This window comes from Franconibacter sp. IITDAS19 (assembly GCF_023079515.1).
In the GTDB taxonomy this organism is placed as follows: domain Bacteria; phylum Pseudomonadota; class Gammaproteobacteria; order Enterobacterales; family Enterobacteriaceae; genus Franconibacter; species Franconibacter pulveris.
The window spans coordinates 190,138-207,860 of sequence record NZ_JALJCP010000004.1; the positions used below are offsets into that span (position 1 = coordinate 190,138).

A 17,723-nucleotide genomic window follows, 5' to 3' on the forward strand; every position below is an offset into this window, starting at 1 on the left:
TTTATATCATGGCTAAATCTCAATAAGAGGTGGTCTTCTTTAGTTTTTATGTTGCCATACTGTAAATTTTGACCAAATGGTCCACTTTTTTCCTTCCTGACGTTTTGTTTTCGGTTTTCGTTGTCAACGAAACGGTTTCGTCACTGAGTTTTACTCTATTTTTAGCTGCATTTAAGCGTATTCACTGTCAGTGAGCTAAAAATATCAGAAAAAATCACCTGCAGAGTAGACTTTGCCCTGTGTTCTCTCTAGAATGCCGCCGTTTGCCAAAAATTCGTCAGGCAGGCTGTTTTGCAATTGATTCATCCCTGCTGTTTGAATTAATATGCAAATAAATTGACTGTTTATTCCCTGGAGGACGTTTTGATTAAGTCAGCGCTGTTGGTTCTGGAAGACGGGACCCAATTTTACGGTCGGGCCATTGGGGCATCAGGTTCGGCGGTTGGGGAAGTCGTTTTCAATACTTCAATGACCGGTTATCAAGAAATCCTCACTGATCCTTCCTACTCCCGCCAGATTGTCACTCTTACTTATCCCCATATTGGTAATGTCGGTACTAACGAAGCCGATGAAGAATCCTCCCAGGTGCACGCGCAAGGCCTCATCATTCGCGATCTGCCGCTGATTGCCAGCAACTATCGCAACACCGAGGATCTCTCTTCTTACCTGAAGCGCCATAACATCGTGGCGATTGCCGACATCGACACCCGTAAACTGACCCGCCTGCTGCGTGAGAAAGGCGCGCAGAACGGCTGCATCATTGCGGGCGACAATCTGGACGCGCGTCTGGCGCTGGAAAAAGCGAAGGGATTCCCGGGGCTGAACGGCATGGACCTGGCGAAAGAGGTCAGCACCGCTGAGCCTTACAGCTGGACACAGGGAAGCTGGACGCTTTCAGGCGAGCTGCCGGAAGCGAAGAAAGACGAAGAGCTGCCTTACCACGTGGTGGCTTACGACTACGGCGTGAAGCGCAACATTCTGCGTATGCTGGTAGACCGCGGCTGCCGCCTGACCGTGGTGCCGGCGAAAACCCCGGCGGAAGAGGTGCTGAAAATGAATCCGGACGGCGTGTTCCTCTCAAACGGCCCCGGCGACCCGGCGCCGTGCGACTACGCCATCGACGCGATCGACAAATTCCTGCAAACCGACCTGCCGGTGTTCGGCATCTGCCTGGGTCACCAGCTGCTGGCGCTGGCGAGCGGCGCGAAAACGGTGAAGATGAAGTTCGGCCACCACGGCGGCAACCACCCGGTGAAAGACGTGGAGAACAACCGCGTAATGATTACTGCGCAGAACCACGGTTTTGCAGTAGATGAAGCGACGCTGCCAGCCAACCTGCGCGTCACGCATAAATCGCTGTTCGACGGCACGCTGCAGGGGATTCACCGCACCGACAAACCCGCCTTCAGCTTCCAGGGACACCCGGAGGCGAGCCCGGGCCCGCACGACGCCGCGCCGCTGTTTGACCATTTCATTGACTTAATTATGCAATACCGTAAGACCGCCAAATAATCAGGAGAAAATGAAACATGCCAAAACGTACAGACATTAAAAGCATCCTGATTCTTGGCGCAGGCCCGATTGTTATCGGCCAGGCGTGCGAATTCGACTACTCCGGCGCCCAGGCGTGTAAAGCGCTGCGTGAAGAGGGCTACCGCGTTATTCTGGTGAACTCCAACCCGGCGACCATTATGACCGACCCGGAAATGGCGGATGCCACCTACATCGAGCCGATTCACTGGGAAGTGGTGCGCAAAATTATCGAAAAAGAGCGCCCGGACGCAGTGCTGCCGACCATGGGCGGCCAGACGGCGCTGAACTGCGCGCTGGAGCTGGAGCGCCAGGGCGTGCTGGAAGAGTTTGGCGTCACCATGATTGGCGCCACCGCCGATGCGATTGATAAAGCCGAAGACCGTCGTCGCTTTGACGTGGCGATGAAAAAAATCGGTCTTGAGACCGCGCGCTCCGGTATCGCCCACACCATGGAAGAAGCGCTGGCGGTCGCGGCAGACGTCGGTTACCCGTGCATCATCCGTCCTTCTTTCACCATGGGCGGCACCGGCGGCGGCATCGCTTACAACCGCGAAGAGTTTGAAGAGATCTGCGCGCGCGGACTCGACCTCTCCCCAACTAAAGAGCTGCTGATTGACGAGTCGCTTATCGGCTGGAAAGAGTACGAAATGGAAGTGGTGCGCGATAAGAACGACAACTGCATCATCGTTTGCTCCATTGAAAACTTCGACGCCATGGGTATTCACACCGGCGACTCCATCACCGTGGCGCCAGCCCAGACGCTGACCGACAAGGAATACCAGATCATGCGTAACGCCTCGATGGCGGTACTGCGTGAAATCGGCGTCGAAACCGGCGGTTCCAACGTGCAGTTTGCGGTTAACCCGAAAAATGGCCGCCTGATTGTTATCGAGATGAACCCCCGCGTATCGCGCTCCTCTGCGCTGGCGTCTAAAGCCACCGGCTTCCCGATTGCCAAAGTGGCGGCGAAGCTTGCGGTGGGGTACACACTCGACGAGCTGATGAACGACATTACCGGCGGACGTACCCCGGCGTCGTTCGAACCCTCTATCGACTACGTCGTTACCAAAATTCCTCGCTTCAACTTTGAGAAATTCGCCGGCGCGAACGACCGCCTGACCACCCAGATGAAATCGGTGGGCGAGGTGATGGCGATTGGCCGCACCCAGCAGGAATCGATGCAGAAAGCGCTGCGCGGCCTGGAAGTGGGCGCAACCGGCTTCGACCCGAAAGTGAGCCTGGATGACCCGGAAGCGCTGACCAAAATCCGCCGTGAGCTGAAAGACGCGGGCGCCGAGCGTATCTGGTACATCGCCGACGCCTTCCGCGCCGGGCTGTCCGTCGACGGCGTTTTCAACCTGACCAATATCGACCGCTGGTTCCTGGTGCAGATTGAAGAGCTGGTGCGTCTGGAAGAGAAAGTGGCGGAAGTGGGCATCACCGGCCTTGACGCCGATTTCCTGCGCGCGCTTAAGCGCAAAGGTTTTGCCGACGCGCGGCTGGCGAAGCTCGCTGGCGTTCGCGAAACGGAAATCCGCAAGCTGCGCGAGCAGTACAACCTGCATCCGGTCTACAAGCGCGTGGATACCTGCGCGGCGGAGTTCGCCACCGACACCGCTTATATGTACTCCACTTATGAAGAAGAGTGCGAGGCGAATCCGAACCAGGATCGCGACAAGATCATGGTGCTGGGCGGCGGGCCGAACCGTATCGGCCAGGGCATTGAGTTCGACTATTGCTGCGTACACGCGTCGCTGGCGCTGCGCGAAGATGGTTATGAAACCATCATGGTGAACTGCAACCCGGAAACCGTTTCGACCGACTATGATACCTCCGACCGCCTCTACTTCGAGCCGGTTACGCTGGAAGATGTGCTGGAAATCGTCCGCATCGAGAAGCCGAAAGGGGTTATCGTGCAGTACGGCGGCCAGACGCCGCTGAAGCTGGCGCGCCAGCTTGAAGCCGCAGGCGTGCCGATTATCGGCACCAGCCCGGACGCCATCGACCGCGCCGAAGACCGCGAGCGCTTCCAGCAGGCGGTTGAGCGCCTGAAGCTCAAGCAGCCAGCTAACGCCACGGTAACCACCATTGAGCAGGCCGTCGAAAAAGCGGTGCAGATTGGCTACCCGCTGGTGGTACGCCCTTCCTATGTACTGGGCGGACGCGCGATGGAAATCGTCTATGACGAGGCGGATCTCCGTCGCTACTTCATGACGGCGGTCAGCGTTTCTAACGACGCGCCAGTACTGCTTGACCGCTTCCTGGACGATGCGGTGGAAGTCGACGTGGATGCTATCTGCGACGGCGAAACCGTGCTGATTGGCGGCATCATGGAGCACATCGAGCAGGCGGGCGTGCACTCAGGCGACTCCGCGTGTTCGCTGCCGGCTTACACGCTGAGCCAGGAAATTCAGGATGTGATGCGCCAGCAGGTGCAGAAACTGGCGATGGAACTGCAGGTACGCGGCCTGATGAACGTGCAGTTCGCGGTGAAAGATAACGAAGTTTATCTGATTGAAGTGAACCCACGCGCCGCGCGTACCGTGCCGTTCGTTTCTAAAGCGACCGGCGTGGCGCTGGCAAAAGTCGCCGCGCGCGTCATGACCGGCAAAACGCTGGTGGAGCAGGGCCACACCAAAGAGATCATCCCGCCGTACTACTCGGTGAAAGAGGTGGTGCTGCCGTTCAACAAGTTCCCGGGCGTCGACCCGCTGCTGGGGCCGGAAATGCGCTCCACCGGCGAGGTGATGGGCGTAGGGCGCACCTTCGCGGAAGCGTTCGCGAAAGCGCAACTTGGCAGCAACTCCACCATGAAGAAGAAGGGCCGCGCTTTGCTCTCCGTACGCGAAGGCGACAAAGAACGCGTGGTGGATCTGGCCGCCAAGCTGTTGAAATACGGCTTTGAGCTGGACGCCACCCATGGCACGGCGATTGTGCTGGGCGAAGCGGGCATCAACCCGCGTCTGGTGAACAAGGTGCATGAAGGCCGTCCGCACATTCAGGACCGCATCAAGAATGGCGAATACACCTACATCATCAACACCACCGCAGGCCGTCAGGCGATTGAAGACTCCAAGCTGATTCGCCGCAGCGCGCTGCAGTACAAGGTGCATTACGACACCACGCTGAACGGCGGCTTCGCCACTGCGATGGCGCTGAATGCCGACGCGACCGAAAAAGTCACGTCAGTGCAGGAGATGCACGCGCAGATTGCGAAGTAACTTCTACACCGCTTAGCCAAAAGCCAGCCTCATGATGAGGCTGGCTTTTTACTTTTCAGGAATGTTCCGTTTCTGTGCGACCTGTTAGCCATCTGAGCTAGGCTTTGAAATGAAACCAACAAAGACGCAGGGAGATAACCATGCGAACGCAATTACTTCTCGCTTCCTCTTTTACCGCTGCGGCGCTGCTGATGGGCGGCTGCTCCTCTAACCAGGCGGTAAAAACCACTGACGGTCACACCATAGTGACCGATGGCAAACCGCAGGTAGATAACGATACCGGGCTGGTATCCTATGAAAACGCGGAAACCGGTAAAACCGAGCAGATTAATCGCGATCAGGTTAAGTCGATGAACGAGCTGGATAACTGATCCTTTCGCTTTACCGCAGCAGCAGTGGCATCTGCCACTGCTTCCTCTTCTTTCCTAAAAGCCCTGCATATTGTCTCTGTAAGCGAAACGTCAATCCGTCTACACTCTGAGGATTAACCGCGTCCGCAAGACAGGCGACTCCATGATTTTGATTATTTATGCACATCCCTACCCGCGACACTCCCATGCCAACCGCCATATGCTTGAGCAAATCAGCAATTTGCCGGATGTGGAAGTTCGCTCGCTCTACCAGCTCTATCCTGATTTCAATATCGATATTCTCGCCGAACAGGAAGCGCTAAGCCGGGCGGAGTTAATCATCTGGCAGCATCCTATGCAGTGGTACAGCGTGCCGCCGCTATTTAAACTCTGGATAGATAAAGTGCTGACTCACGGCTGGGCCTATGGTCACGGCGGCACGGCGTTGCATGGCAAAAGCGTGCTCTGGGCGGTTACTACCGGCGGCGACGCGCACCATTTTGACCTTGGCGATCATCCGGGTTTTGACGTACTGGCCCAACCGCTGCAGGCTACCGCAATCTATTGCGGGCTAAAATGGTTGCCGCCTTTTACGCTGCATGGCGCTTTTGTCTGCGACGATGAAACGCTGGAAGGCCAGGCGCGTCACTATAAGCAACGGTTGATGGAATGGCAGGAGGGGCGCCGTGGATAGTCATACTCTGATTCAGGCTCTTATTTACCTTGGCTCAGCGGCGCTGATCGTGCCGCTGGCGGTACGGCTGGGATTGGGTTCGGTGCTCGGCTACCTGATTGCAGGTTGCATTATCGGCCCGTGGGGCTTGCGGCTTGTCACCGATGCACAGTCCATCCTGCACTTCGCCGAGATTGGCGTGGTGCTGATGCTCTTTGTCATCGGACTGGAGCTGGACCCGCGTCGCCTCTGGACGCTGCGCGCGTCGGTATTCGGCGGCGGGGCGTTGCAGATGATCGCCTGCGGCTTGTTGCTGGGCCTGTTCTGTATGACGTTGGGTCTGCGCTGGCAGGTGGCCGCGTTGATTGGCCTGACGCTCGCGCTCTCCTCTACGGCGATAGCGATGCAGGCAATGAATGAGCGCAACCTGACGGTGTCGCAAATGGGCCGCAGCGCCTTTGCGGTGCTGCTGTTTCAGGATATCGCCGCGATTCCGCTGGTGGCGATGATCCCGCTGCTGGCCGCCAGCGGCGCGGCGACCACACTCGGCGCTTTCACGCTTTCCGCGCTGAAAGTGATCGCTGCGCTGGCGATAGTCGTGCTGCTTGGCCGCTACGTTGCGCGTCCGGCGCTGCGCTTCGTGGCGCGCTCCGGGCTGCGCGAAGTGTTCAGCGCCGTCGCGCTGTTTTTAGTGTTTGGCTTCGGTTTGCTGCTGGAAGAAGCCGGGCTTTCCATGGCGATGGGGGCGTTTCTCGCGGGCGTGCTGCTGGCAAGCTCCGAATATCGCCATGCGCTGGAAAGCGATATCGAACCGTTTAAGGGGTTGCTGCTCGGTCTCTTTTTTATCGGCGTTGGCATGTCCATCGATTTTGGCACGCTGGTGGCGAACCCGCTGCGGGTGATTATTCTGCTGGTCGGGTTTCTTGTCATCAAGACCGTAACGCTGTGGCTGGTGGCGAAGCCGCTGAAGGTGCCTGGCAAACAGCGCCGCTGGTTCGCTGTATTGCTGGGGCAGGGGAGCGAATTCGCTTTTGTGATTTTCGGCGCGGCGCAGATGGCGCAGGTGCTTGACCCGGAATGGGCGAAATCGCTCACTCTCGCGGTGGCGCTTTCCATGGCGGCAACGCCAGTGCTGCTGGTGTTGCTGACGCGTCTTGAGAAAGCGGCGCCGGCGCAGGCGCGTGAGGCGGATGAAATCGACGAAGAGCAGCCGCGGGTTATTATCGCGGGCTTCGGCCGCTTCGGGCAGATCGCCGGCCGTTTGTTGCTTTCAAGCGGCGTAAAAATGGTGGTGCTCGATCACGACCCGGACCACATCGAAACCCTGCGCAAGTTCGGCATGAAGGTCTTTTACGGTGATGCCACGCGGGTGGACTTGCTGGAATCAGCGGGGGTGGCGAAAGCCGAGGTGCTAATCAACGCAATAGACGATCCGCAAACTAACCTGCAGCTTACCGAGCTGGTGCAGGCGCACTTCCCGCAGGTGCGCATCATCGCCCGCGCTCGCGATGTCGATCATTACATTCGGCTGCGTCAGGCGGGCGTGGAGCAGCCTGAGCGTGAAACCTTCGAAGGCGCTTTAAAAGTGGGACGACTGGCGCTGGAAGGGTTAGGGCTGGGGCCGTATGAAGCGCGCGAGCGTGCCGATGTGTTCCGCCACTATAACCAGCAGATGGTGGAAGAGATGGCGGATGGCGATAACGATACCGCCGCTCGCGCCGCGACGTTCCGTCGCACCAGCGCGATGCTGACCGAAATAATCAGCGAAGACCGGGCGCATCTTTCGGTGGTGCAACGCCACGGCTGGCAGGGAACGCAGGAAGGCAAACATACCGGCAACGAGGCGGACGAACCGGAAGTGAAACCGCAAGCGTGATAAGAAACGCCCCGAAAGGGGCGTTTTTTTAGCTCAGCGCGACTTTAATGCCCAGCGCCAGCAGCATGCCGCCGAGCAGTTTATCGATAATTTTCTGCGCTTTGGTCAACCCGCGGCGCACCGGCTCGCTCTGAATCAGCACCACCAGCAGTGGCCACCACACTACCGTCAGGCCGACGATAATGCCCGCATACCAGAGTTTCTCACCGAGGCCCGAATTCACGTTTAACACCTGAGTAAACATCGCCAGGAAGAAAAGCGTGGCTTTCGGATTAAGCAGGTTGCACAGGTAGCCCTGTAAAAAGGCTTTCCTCAGCGACACCTCTTCACAGGCGACATCGCTCACGGCAAGCTTGCTCCCGCCTCGCGCAAGCAGCGCCTGTACGCCGAGCCAGATGAGATAGGCGGCGCCCGCGTATTTCAGCAATCCAAACAACCAGGGCGTGGTGGTTATCACGACGGCGATGCCTGCCACGCAATAAGTCATGTGTGTTATCACCCCGAAAATGACGCCCGCTGCGGTGGTGAGTGCGGCGGCGCGACGATAGCGGGCTGCGTTTTTAATCACCAGAAAAAAATCGGGGCCGGGGGAGAGCATTCCCAGCGCGGCGATGGTCGCCACAAACAAAGTGGTTTCAAGCATGCGCAAACCTCATCGTAAAACGTGGGCAGAACTATAGCGCAAAACGTTGTCAAAATGATCGCTGAGGTCGCCTGAGATCGTCGCGTTTGGCCACGATGTTGAGCCAGGGCGTTAAGTGGATGGTCCTCTGTCCAGCGAACGTTGTGGGTAAGCTGGCAGAACCAAAAATTTTACCGATCCCCTGCGTTGCGTTAGTCGACTAAGGAATGCGCTTTACGTATAGTGGCGACAATTTTTTTACCATCTGGGAATCAATCAATGATCAGTCTGATTGCAGCGTTAGCTGTGGATCGCGTTATTGGCATGGAGAACGCCATGCCGTGGAATTTGCCGGCCGATCTCGCCTGGTTCAAGCGCACGACCCTGAATAAACCGGTCATCATGGGCCGTCTTACCTGGGAATCAATTGGCCGTCCGCTGCCGGGCCGTAAAAATATTGTGCTTAGCAGCAAAGCAGGCGATGACGATCGCGTGGTGTGGGTGAGCTCGGTGGAAGAAGCGCTGAAGGCCTGCGGCGATGCAGAAGAGATCATGGTGATCGGCGGCGGTCGCGTTTATGAGCAATTCCTGCCGAAAGCGCAGCGTCTTTATCTCACGCATATTGATGCAGAAGTGGAAGGAGACACCCATTTTCCGGATTATGAACCGGACGAATGGCAGTCAGTTTTCAGTGAGTTTCATGACGCTGACGAGCAGAACTCGCACAGCTATTGCTTTGAGATTCTGGAGCGCCGATAAGCGGCGCCGCTTGCGGGTATAACGTTACCCGACGCCTCTCATTCGGCCGCCCTCGCCAGAGGGCGCCGACGCTTATTACGACGCTACTGCGGTTTCGCCTTCATCCAGATCGAGCTGGCGATTCGACGGCTGAGCGAAGAACGCTTTGTCTTCCCAGCGCAGGCAGGTCAGCGTGCCTCCCCAGCAGCATCCCGTATCCAGCCCGTAGACATTTTCCGGCGTGCCTTTGCCTTCAAGCGACGCCCAGTGGCCGAAGACAATGGAATAGTTCTGCGAAACCGGACCCGGAATAGCGAACCACGGCTTCAGCGGCGCGGGGGCATTTTCCGGCGTGTCTTTACAGAACATATCAAGCTGGCCATTCGGGAAGCAGTAGCGCATCCGGGTCAGCGCGTTAGTGATAAAGCGCAGGCGCGCAAGGCCGGTCAGTTCTGAAGACCAGTTGTTTGGCATGTCGCCATACATGGCGTCAAGAAACAGCGGATAGCTGTCGCTTGCAAGCACCGCTTCCACATCGCGGGCGCAGCCCATGGCGGTCTGCAGATCCCACTGCGGCGTGATGCCGGCATGGGCCATCACCAGTTTTTTCTCTTCATCGACCTGCAGCAGCGGCTGGCGGCGCAGCCAGTTGATCAGCTCATCGGCGTCGGGCGCTTCCAGCAGCGGGGTAATTCTGTCTTTCGGCTTATTACGGCTGATGCCCGCGTAAACCGCTAACAGATGGAGATCATGGTTGCCCAGCACCACGCGCACCGCGTCGCCAAGCGAGCGGACATAGCGCAGCACTTCGAGCGAACCCGGTCCGCGCGCCACCAGGTCGCCGGTCAGCCACAGCGTATCCTTGCCGGGAGTAAATTCGACATGCTTTAGCAGGGCGACCAGTTCATCGTAGCAACCGTGAACGTCGCCAATCAGGTATGTTGACATCGTATTAATGAATGAGTGTTGGTAAGGCCAACCGGAAAACCGGGATGGCGATGCGAAAGCGGCTGCCTTGTTCATCGACCATTTCATAATGGCCTTCCATCGTGCCGAACGGCGTTTCTATCACCGCGCCGCTGGTGTACTGGTATTCGCCGCCCGGGGCGATAAGCGGCTGTTCACCGACAACGCCTTCACCCTGAACTTCCGTTTCGCGTCCGTTGCCGTTAGTGATAAGCCAGTAACGGCTCAGCAACTGAACGGGAGTTCGCCCCAGGTTGCGGATAGTAACGGTATAGGCAAAAACGAAACGCTCTTCATCCGGCGAGGATTGCGATTCGATATAAACGCTTTGCACCTGAACGCAGACACGGGGCGAATCTAGCATGGCTTAGCTCTCCTTCGAGGGAGGATTGTCGGCTAAATAATTAGCCATCTGACAATATTGCGCCACAGAAATGTTTTCTGCACGCAGGGCCGGGTCTATCCCGAGCTCCGTCAGCACTTCCGGGCTAAAGAGGTTGCCGAGGCTGTTGCGGATCGTTTTACGGCGCTGGTTGAACGCCTCTGTCGTCAGGCGGCTCAGTAAACGCAGATCTTTTACCGGGTGCGGCAACTGTGCGTGCGGCACCAGGCGAACCACAGCGGAATCTACTTTCGGCGGCGGCGCGAACGCTGTCGGCGGCACTTCCAGCACAGGGATTATCTGGCAGTAGTATTGCGCCATAACGCTTAAACGACCATACGCTTTACTGTTCGGCCCTGCAACCAGTCGATTTACCACCTCTTTTTGCAACATGAAATGCATGTCGGCAATCGAATCAGTATAGCTAAACAGATGAAACATCAGCGGCGTTGAGATGTTGTACGGCAGATTGCCGAATACGCGCAGCGGCTGGCCAAGCGTGGCAGAGAGCTCGCTGAAGTTCATGGTCATCGCATCCTGCTGATAAATGGTCAGCTTAGGCGCAAGGAAAGGGTGCGTTTGCAGGCGGGCGGCGAGGTCGCGGTCCAGCTCAATAACCGTGAGCTTGTCCAGCCGTTCGCCTACCGGCTCGGTCAGCGCGCCGAGACCGGGGCCGATTTCCACCATCGCCTGGCCTTTCTGCGGATTGATGGCGGAGACGATGCTGTCGATAACGAACTGGTCGTTAAGAAAGTTTTGCCCGAAGCGTTTGCGGGCTAAATGGCCCTGATGGACTCGATTATTCATTCGTTCTTACTGTTCAAAATCATCTGGATGGCGAGGTTAAGCGCCGTAATAAAACTGCCGACACTGGCGGTGCCCTGGCCTGCGAGTTCCAGCGCAGTGCCGTGGTCGACCGAGGTGCGAATAAAGGGCAGACCAAGCGTGATATTAACCGCGCGGCCAAAGCCCTGGTATTTTAGCACGGGCAGCCCTTGATCGTGGTACATCGCCAGTACTGCGTCGGCGTGGTCGAGGTATTTCGGCTGGAACAGCGTATCGGCAGGGAGCGGGCCGGTGAGGTTCATGCCGCGTGCGCGCATCTCTTCCAGCACAGGGATAATCGTGTCTATCTCCTCGGTGCCCATATGACCGCCTTCGCCCGCGTGCGGGTTCAGGCCGCAGACCAGCACATGCGGCTGCGCAATACCGAATTTGCTCTGCAGATCGTGATACAGCGTGGTGATGATATGACGCAGCAGCTCCGGCGTAATCGCTTCCGCAATCGCTTTAAGCGGCAGATGAGTGGTAGCCAGCGCGACGCGCAGCTCTTCGGTCGCCAGCATCATCACGACTTTTTCGCTGTGCGAACGCGCTTCAAAAAACTCCGTGTGGCCGATAAACGGGATGCCCGCATCGTTAATGATGCCTTTATGCACGGGGCCCGTGATGAGCGCGTCGAATTCGCCGTTCAGACAGCCGTCACAGGCGCGCGCCAGCGTCTCTACTACGTAGTCGCTATTGCGAACATCCAGGACACCCGGAGTAACTGGCTCCCGCAGGGCGATGGGCAGGACGGTCAACGTACCCGCACGTTGCGCAGCGGCAGGCGCATCAGGCGTATAGGGAAGGAGCGTTAGCGGCAGACCAAGAAGCGTAGCGCGTTCGGCGAGCAATTCAGGAGAGGCGCAGACGACCAGTTCAGCGGGCCAGTCGCGTTGCGCCAGCGCGATGACCAGGTCGGGACCAATCCCGGCGGGTTCGCCGGGAGTGAGGGTCACACGAGGGGTGTTTGCCATCAGTTACTCAGAATTTTGACATAGGCGCTGGCGCGCTGTTCCTGCATCCAGGTTGCCGCTTCTTCAGAGAATTTACGGTTAAACAGCATGCGGTAAGCGCGCTCTTTCTGCGCGGCGTCGGTTTTATCCACGTTGCGCGTATCCATCAGCTCAATCAAATGCCAGCCGAAAGAAGAGTGCACCGGAGCGCTTAACTGACCGCGCTGCAGGCGGGTCAGCGCATCGCGGAAGGCCGGATCGTAAACTTCCGGAGAAGCCCAGCCCAGGTCGCCGCCCTGGTTAGCTGAACCTGGATCTTGCGAGAAGGCTTTCGCAGCATCAGCAAAAGAGGTTTTACCGCTCTTGATATCCGCCGCGATCTCTTCAAGCTTCAGGCGCGCCTGCTGATCGGTCATGATCGGCGAAGGCTTCAGAAGAATATGGCGCGCATGAACTTCCGTGACGGAAATGCTTTGCGACTGACCGCGCATGTCGTTGACTTTCAGGATGTGGAAACCGACGCCGGAACGGATCGGGCCGACGATATCGCCTTTTTTCGCTGTGCTTAACGCCTGAGCGAAGAGAGAAGGCAGTTCCTGAATACGTCCCCAGCCCATCTGGCCGCCTTTCAGCGCCTGTTGGTCTGCGGAATAGGTAATAGCCAGCTTGCCGAAATCACCGCCGTTGCGTGCTTCATCGACAATAGAACGCGCCTGCGTTTCTGCTTCATCTACCTGCGCAGAAGTCGGGTTTTCCGGCAGCGGAATCAGGATGTGGCTCAGGTTCAGTTCAGTGCTGGCATCATTCTGGTTGCCAACCTGCTTCGCCAGCGTTTCCACTTCCTGCGGCAGGATCGTTACGCGACGGCGCACTTCGTTATTACGCACTTCAGAAATAAGCATTTCTTTGCGGATCTGGTTGCGATAGGTGCTGTAGTTCACCCCTTCGTAGGCCAGACGGCTGCGCATCTGATCCAAAGACATATTGTTTTGCTTTGCGATATTCGCGATAGCCTGATCAAGCTGTTCGTCAGTTATCTTGACGCCCATCTTCTGGCCCATCTGCAACATTATCTGATCCATGATCAGACGCTCCAGGATCTGATGACGCAACGTGCTGTCATCAGGAAGCTGCTGCCCCGCCTGGTTTGCATTGAGCTTTACTGACTGCATCAGGCCATCAACGTCACTTTCCAGCACTACGCCGTTATTCACGACGGCTGCAACTTTATCGACAACCTGCGGCGCAGCGAAGCTGGTATTCACTACCAAAGTGATACCAAGAAGCAGCGTTTTCCAGTTCTTCATACCTTTTCCATTTCGATTAACCGCAAAGCGGATTACGTTTAATTCAGTGCATTACAGCGAGCTTTGGTACGGCAAAATGTTGGAGCGCAGCATCTGATGCGTGCCGAGACCATAGTTGGAGCTCAGGCCGCGCAGCTCAATGTTGAAACCGAACACTTCGTCATACTTGCTCTGATCTTTTTCCCAACCGTTAATCTTCCGCTCATAACCGACACGGATGGCATAGCAGCAGGAGTTATATTGCACGCCCAGCATCTGGTCGGCTGGTTTGCTGGCGTTGGTGTCATAGTAATAGGCTCCAACCACAGACCAGCGATCGACAACAGGCCAGCTCGCGGTTACGCCTACCTGGTTAATGCCCTCTTTATATTGCTCAACAGTAGAGTAGGAAGGCAGCGTCGCCTGGATATACTCCGGGCTGGCGTAACGGTAGTTCAACTGCAGCAACCGGTCTTCATCGCGGCGATATTCAATTACGCCGTTGCCCGTCGCCACGTTGTTAAGCCGCGCGTCATACTGTACGCCGCCGCGCAAGCCCCACCGGTCGCTGATGCGCCAGTAAGTATCTCCCGCCCATACCATCGAGCCGGTCTCTTTGTCTTTCTCCCAGTTAATGTTGTCATCACCGGTACGGGACTCGGTGAAATAGTAGATTTGACCAACAGAAACGTTAAAACGTTCAACGGACTTATCGTCATAAACGCGGGATGTGACGCCGGTCGTTACCTGGTTGGCGGAAGCGATGCGGTCCAGGCCGCCGTAGGTGCGGTCGCGGAACAGGCCGGAATAGTCAGACTGCAGCAGCGAAGAGTCGTAGTTATTGATGGTGCTCTGGTCGCGATAAGGGATGTAAAGATACTGCGCGCGCGGCTCCAGCGTTTGCGTATAACCTTCAGCAAGGGAACTGAAATCACGTTCAAAGACCATCTTACCGTCAACTTTAAACTGCGGGAGGACGCGATTGACAGAATCTTCCAGGTTGTTGGCCGCAGCATCATTACCACCGCGGTAGTTACGATAGCGCTCCAGATTATCCTGCTGATAATGCGTCGCCATCAGCTTGGCTTCGGTGTTAATGCTGCCCCAGTCATTGGAGAGCGGCAGGTTGATGGTCGGTTCCAGATGCAGACGTGTCGCTTCCGGGTAGTTTTCGTTTACGTTGGTAAACTTCACCGCCTGCGCATAAAGACGCGTATCGAAAGGCCCTACGTCATTCTGGTAGAAGTTAACGTCAAGCTGCGGCAACGAGCGGTAGGTGTTGCCGATATTGTTAAATACCTGAAAATCACGCGCCGAGAGGCGGGCATCGAAATTTTCCACCGCATAGCCCACGCTGAAGAATTGTGTCGCGTAGCCGTCGGTGCTTGAACCATATTTAGTACTAAAATCATTGAAATAGCGATCGTCACTGACCTTGGTATAGTCAACGTTGAAGCGCCATACCTGATCCAGCACGCCCGCATGCTGCCAATAGAACAGCCAGCGGTGCTCGTTATCATCGGTGCGGGCGGTATCGTCCCGGTAGACATCATCGGAAGGCAGGTAATCAAACTCCATCAGGCCAACGCCCGCCTGCGTCAGATAACGAAACTCGTTCTGCCACTGGACGTTGCCGCGCTTTTCAATGTAATGCGGCGTAATCGTCGCATCGAAGTTAGGCGCGATATTCCAGTAGTAGGGAAGAGTGAACTCGAACCCATTGTTGGTACCGTATTTCGCATTCGGAATAAGGAAACCGGAGCGGCGTTTATCGCCTATGGGCAGTTGCAGATAAGGGCTGTAAAAGACCGGAACCGGGCCCAGCTTGAAACGGGCGTTCCAGATTTCCGCGACCTGCTCTTCACGATCGTGAATAACTTCGCTGCCCACAACGCTCCAGGTGTCGGAACCCGGCAGACAGGAGGTAAACGTGCCGTTTTCGAGTATGGTGTAACGGTTTTCGCCTCGCTGTTTCATGAGGTCGGCGGTGCCGCGGCCCTGACGCCCTACCATCTGGTAGTCGCCTTCCCAGACGTTAGTGTCTTTGGTGTTGAGATTCGACCAGGCTTTCGGACCTTTCAGGATGACCTGATTGTCGTCATAGTGCACATTACCCAGGGCGTCGACCGTACGCACCGGATCCGGCTGGCCTTCTACCTGTTTCTGATGCAACTGAACTTCGTCAGCCTGAAGCCGACCGTTACCTTGTTGAATATCCACATTGCCGCTGAATACCGCGTCGTCAGGGTAGTTTCCCTTTGCGCTATCGGCATTGATAGTTACGGGTAGCTGGTTTGGCTCGCCTTGTACCAGAGGGCGGTTATAGCTGGGCACGCCGAGCTTACACTGTGAAGCGAGATCGGCAGCCATCCCTTGTTGGCTATAGAGGGCTGTGCCAATCATCGTGGCCAGCAAGGTGGGAATACGTTTTTTCATACGTGTTATTCGTTGTTCCGTCATCATTGGCTTGGCGCCGGCAAACGGTCAGAGACTAACTTACTCATCACCACAGCGCTAGTGTTAATCCTGCCCGCTTTCGAGCCTCTGTGTTAGGCACGGCTTAGAATGACGGGTATGATAAAGCAAATTCTAGCCGACGGCATGACGATTTGGGGAGTATATGCAGTATTGGGGAAAAGTGGTTGGCGTGGCGATAGCGCTGCTGATGGGCGGCGGTTTCTGGGGCGCCGTCATCGGCTTGCTGATAGGCCACATGTTTGATAAAGCGCAAAGTCGTCGTACCGTCTGGTTTGCCAGCCAGCGCGAGCGTCAGTCGCTCTTTTTCAGCACTACCTTTGAGGTTATGGGGCATCTGACTAAATCCAAGGGGCGAGTGACCGAGGCGGATATCCATATCGCCACGCTGCTGATGGACCGAATGAACCTTCACGGCGAGTCGCGCCGCGCGGCGCAGCATGCTTTTCGCGTTGGTAAAGAAAACGGCTATCCGCTGCGGGAAAAAATGCGCCAGCTCAGAAGCGTCTGTTTTGGCCGCTTCGACCTGATTCGGATGTTTCTGGAAATTCAGATTCAGGCGGCTTTTGCCGATGGCACGCTTCACCCAAACGAGCGCGAAGTGCTGTATGTCATCGCAGAAGAGCTGGGCATCTCACGCGTGCAGTTCGACCAGTTCCTGCGCATGATGCAGGGCGGCGCGCAGTTCAACGGCGGGTACCAGCAGCAGTCGCAGCAGAATGGCGGCTGGCAGCAGGCGCAGCGCGGTCCAACGCTTGAAGATGCCTGCAACGTATTAGGCGTGAAGGCCACGGATGACATGACCACCATTAAGCGCGCCTACCGCAAGCTGATGAGCGAACATCACCCGGACAAGCTGGTCGCAAAAGGGCTGCCGCCTGAAATGATGCAGATGGCCAAGCAAAAAGCGCAGGAAATTCAAAAGGCGTACGATCTCATTAAGGCCGCGAAAGGGGGCAAGTAAGCGCGCTTTGATGCTCCATCCCCGTCCTCTCCTCTACGAGGAGAGGAGGCCAATCTCTTTATTATGGTGCAATCAACGGGCGTATTTGCAGGCCGAACAGGCGCAGCGCCGCCGACCTTTCACGGCAGTGATGTTTCAAAAAAGGTTGCCGCTTTTGTCAGGTGGGTGAGCAGAGCGCTACCCACCTTATACTGTTGCGGCGTCAGAAATCCGCAGGGGCGCGGAAGGTCATAGACGAGCCGTAGGCGGGATGGGTGATGGTCAGCGACTCCGCGTGCAATAACAGGCGGTCCGCCTGCGCGAACGCTTGCGGCGTGGCATAGAACTTATCGCCGAGAATCGGATGACCAAGCGCCATCATATGCACGCGCAGTTGATGCGAACGCCCGGTAATGGGTTTCAGCAATACGCGCGCAGTGTTATCCGGCGCGTATTCCAGCACTTCATATTCCGTCTGCGCCGCCTTGCCGGTTTCATAACACACTTTTTGCTTCGGCCGGTTCGGCCAGTCGCAAATCAGCGGTAAATCCACCAGCCCTTCGGCCTTCACGGGATGGCCCCACACCCGCGCCACGTACTGCTTTTTCGGCTCCCGCTCGCGGAACTGGCGTTTAAGCTCCCGCTCCGCCGCTTTGGTGAGGGCAACCACAATCACCCCGCTGGTCGCCATATCCAGACGATGCACGGATTCCGCCTGCGGGAAATCGCGCTGGATGCGCGTCATCACGCTGTCTCTGTGCTCTTCGAGACGGCCCGGCACGGAGAGCAGGCCGCTCGGTTTATTGACCACCATAATATGGTCATCCTGATAAAGGATGACCAGCCAGGGGTCCTGCGGCGGATGGTAAGATTCGAGCAT

At 56.8% G+C, this 17,723-nt stretch carries 15 protein-coding genes; 7 read left to right on the forward strand and 8 right to left on the reverse strand.

The annotated features are described in order from the left end of the window. Positions 1-363 precede the first annotated feature (363 nt). From carA to kefC, 5 genes are all read left to right on the forward strand, one after another. On the forward strand, positions 364-1,512 hold the full coding sequence (gene carA / locus MT962_RS13665) for a glutamine-hydrolyzing carbamoyl-phosphate synthase small subunit (RefSeq protein ID WP_024561320.1): 1,149 nt from the start codon (positions 364-366) through the stop codon (positions 1,510-1,512). Positions 1,513-1,529: 17 nt separating this feature from the next. Beyond that, on the forward strand, positions 1,530-4,754 hold the full coding sequence (carB, locus tag MT962_RS13670; RefSeq protein WP_028019947.1) for a carbamoyl-phosphate synthase large subunit: 3,225 nt from the start codon (positions 1,530-1,532) through the stop codon (positions 4,752-4,754). A gap of 140 nt (positions 4,755-4,894) precedes the next feature. Continuing rightward, positions 4,895-5,125: a YgdI/YgdR family lipoprotein gene (locus MT962_RS13675; RefSeq protein ID WP_024558809.1), complete on the forward strand. Its 231-nt coding sequence runs from the start codon at positions 4,895-4,897 to the stop codon at positions 5,123-5,125. Between the two features lie 142 nt (positions 5,126-5,267). Further along, the gene (kefF, locus tag MT962_RS13680) at positions 5,268-5,798 is read left to right on the forward strand and encodes a glutathione-regulated potassium-efflux system oxidoreductase KefF (RefSeq protein ID WP_024558808.1); all 531 of its coding nucleotides are present in this window, start codon (positions 5,268-5,270) and stop codon (positions 5,796-5,798) included. Beyond that, positions 5,791-7,653 (forward strand): glutathione-regulated potassium-efflux system protein KefC, encoded by a 1,863-nt coding sequence (gene kefC / locus MT962_RS13685; RefSeq protein WP_024558807.1) that lies wholly within the window; start codon positions 5,791-5,793, stop codon positions 7,651-7,653. Before kefF ends, kefC begins: the two co-directional genes overlap by 8 nt. 28 nt (positions 7,654-7,681) lie before the next feature. Here the strand turns inward: kefC and MT962_RS13690 are convergent, their stop codons facing one another. After that, positions 7,682-8,296 carry a LysE family translocator gene (locus MT962_RS13690; protein WP_247365866.1) on the reverse strand — a complete coding sequence of 205 codons (615 nt, stop codon included), beginning with the start codon at positions 8,294-8,296 and terminating at the stop codon, positions 7,682-7,684. A gap of 258 nt (positions 8,297-8,554) precedes the next feature. On the opposite strand from MT962_RS13690, the gene folA reads away from it, so the two are divergent. Then, positions 8,555-9,034 carry a type 3 dihydrofolate reductase gene (gene folA / locus MT962_RS13695; protein WP_028019948.1) on the forward strand — a complete coding sequence of 160 codons (480 nt, stop codon included), beginning with the start codon at positions 8,555-8,557 and terminating at the stop codon, positions 9,032-9,034. 75 nt (positions 9,035-9,109) lie between these two features. Here folA and apaH read toward each other — a convergent pair whose 3' ends face one another. From apaH to lptD, 6 genes are read right to left on the reverse strand one after another with little or no spacing between them, the layout of a single operon-like run. Next, the gene (gene apaH, locus MT962_RS13700; RefSeq protein WP_024558805.1) at positions 9,110-9,961 is read right to left on the reverse strand and encodes a bis(5'-nucleosyl)-tetraphosphatase (symmetrical) ApaH; all 852 of its coding nucleotides are present in this window, start codon (positions 9,959-9,961) and stop codon (positions 9,110-9,112) included. A 4-nt stretch (positions 9,962-9,965) separates the two neighbouring features. Beyond that, positions 9,966-10,343, reverse strand: coding sequence for a Co2+/Mg2+ efflux protein ApaG (apaG, locus tag MT962_RS13705; protein ID WP_024558804.1), 378 nt, complete (start codon positions 10,341-10,343; stop codon positions 9,966-9,968). Positions 10,344-10,346: 3 nt separating this feature from the next. After that, positions 10,347-11,168: a 16S rRNA (adenine(1518)-N(6)/adenine(1519)-N(6))-dimethyltransferase RsmA gene (gene rsmA / locus MT962_RS13710; protein WP_024558803.1), complete on the reverse strand. Its 822-nt coding sequence runs from the start codon at positions 11,166-11,168 to the stop codon at positions 10,347-10,349. Beyond that, a complete protein-coding gene (pdxA, locus tag MT962_RS13715; RefSeq protein ID WP_247365867.1) occupies positions 11,165-12,160 on the reverse strand; it encodes a 4-hydroxythreonine-4-phosphate dehydrogenase PdxA in 996 nt (331 codons plus the stop codon). Before pdxA ends, rsmA begins: the two co-directional genes overlap by 4 nt. Then, entirely contained in the window at positions 12,160-13,446 is a 1,287-nt protein-coding gene (gene surA / locus MT962_RS13720) for a peptidylprolyl isomerase SurA (RefSeq protein WP_024558801.1), read from the reverse strand. The genes pdxA and surA overlap by 1 nt, the downstream gene beginning before the upstream one ends. A 51-nt stretch (positions 13,447-13,497) precedes the next feature. Further along, complete coding sequence (gene lptD / locus MT962_RS13725) at positions 13,498-15,861, reverse strand: LPS assembly protein LptD (protein ID WP_247365868.1); 2,364 nt, start codon at positions 15,859-15,861, stop codon at positions 13,498-13,500. A gap of 184 nt (positions 15,862-16,045) precedes the next feature. On the opposite strand from lptD, the gene djlA reads away from it, so the two are divergent. Continuing rightward, positions 16,046-16,864 (forward strand): co-chaperone DjlA, encoded by an 819-nt coding sequence (gene djlA / locus MT962_RS13730; RefSeq protein ID WP_247365870.1) that lies wholly within the window; start codon positions 16,046-16,048, stop codon positions 16,862-16,864. Between the two features lie 202 nt (positions 16,865-17,066). Here djlA and rluA read toward each other — a convergent pair whose 3' ends face one another. Further along, positions 17,067-17,723: a bifunctional tRNA pseudouridine(32) synthase/23S rRNA pseudouridine(746) synthase RluA gene (rluA, locus tag MT962_RS13735; RefSeq protein ID WP_247365872.1), complete on the reverse strand. Its 657-nt coding sequence runs from the start codon at positions 17,721-17,723 to the stop codon at positions 17,067-17,069.

Coding starts and splice junctions, on each gene's coding strand:
- apaG (WP_024558804.1), bottom strand. CDS start 10,343: ATGCTAGATTCGCCCCGTGTCTGCGTTCAGGTGCAAAGCGTTTATATC.
- MT962_RS13675 (WP_024558809.1), top strand. CDS start 4,895: ATGCGAACGCAATTACTTCTCGCTTCCTCTTTTACCGCTGCGGCGCTG.
- MT962_RS13690 (WP_247365866.1), bottom strand. CDS start 8,296: ATGCTTGAAACCACTTTGTTTGTGGCGACCATCGCCGCGCTGGGAATG.
- folA (WP_028019948.1), top strand. CDS start 8,555: ATGATCAGTCTGATTGCAGCGTTAGCTGTGGATCGCGTTATTGGCATG.
- rsmA (WP_024558803.1), bottom strand. CDS start 11,168: ATGAATAATCGAGTCCATCAGGGCCATTTAGCCCGCAAACGCTTCGGG.
- kefF (WP_024558808.1), top strand. CDS start 5,268: ATGATTTTGATTATTTATGCACATCCCTACCCGCGACACTCCCATGCC.
- pdxA (WP_247365867.1), bottom strand. CDS start 12,160: ATGGCAAACACCCCTCGTGTGACCCTCACTCCCGGCGAACCCGCCGGG.
- rluA (WP_247365872.1), bottom strand. CDS start 17,723: ATGCTCGAATCTTACCATCCGCCGCAGGACCCCTGGCTGGTCATCCTT.
- surA (WP_024558801.1), bottom strand. CDS start 13,446: ATGAAGAACTGGAAAACGCTGCTTCTTGGTATCACTTTGGTAGTGAAT.
- carB (WP_028019947.1), top strand. CDS start 1,530: ATGCCAAAACGTACAGACATTAAAAGCATCCTGATTCTTGGCGCAGGC.
- apaH (WP_024558805.1), bottom strand. CDS start 9,961: ATGTCAACATACCTGATTGGCGACGTTCACGGTTGCTACGATGAACTG.
- djlA (WP_247365870.1), top strand. CDS start 16,046: ATGCAGTATTGGGGAAAAGTGGTTGGCGTGGCGATAGCGCTGCTGATG.
- lptD (WP_247365868.1), bottom strand. CDS start 15,861: ATGAAAAAACGTATTCCCACCTTGCTGGCCACGATGATTGGCACAGCC.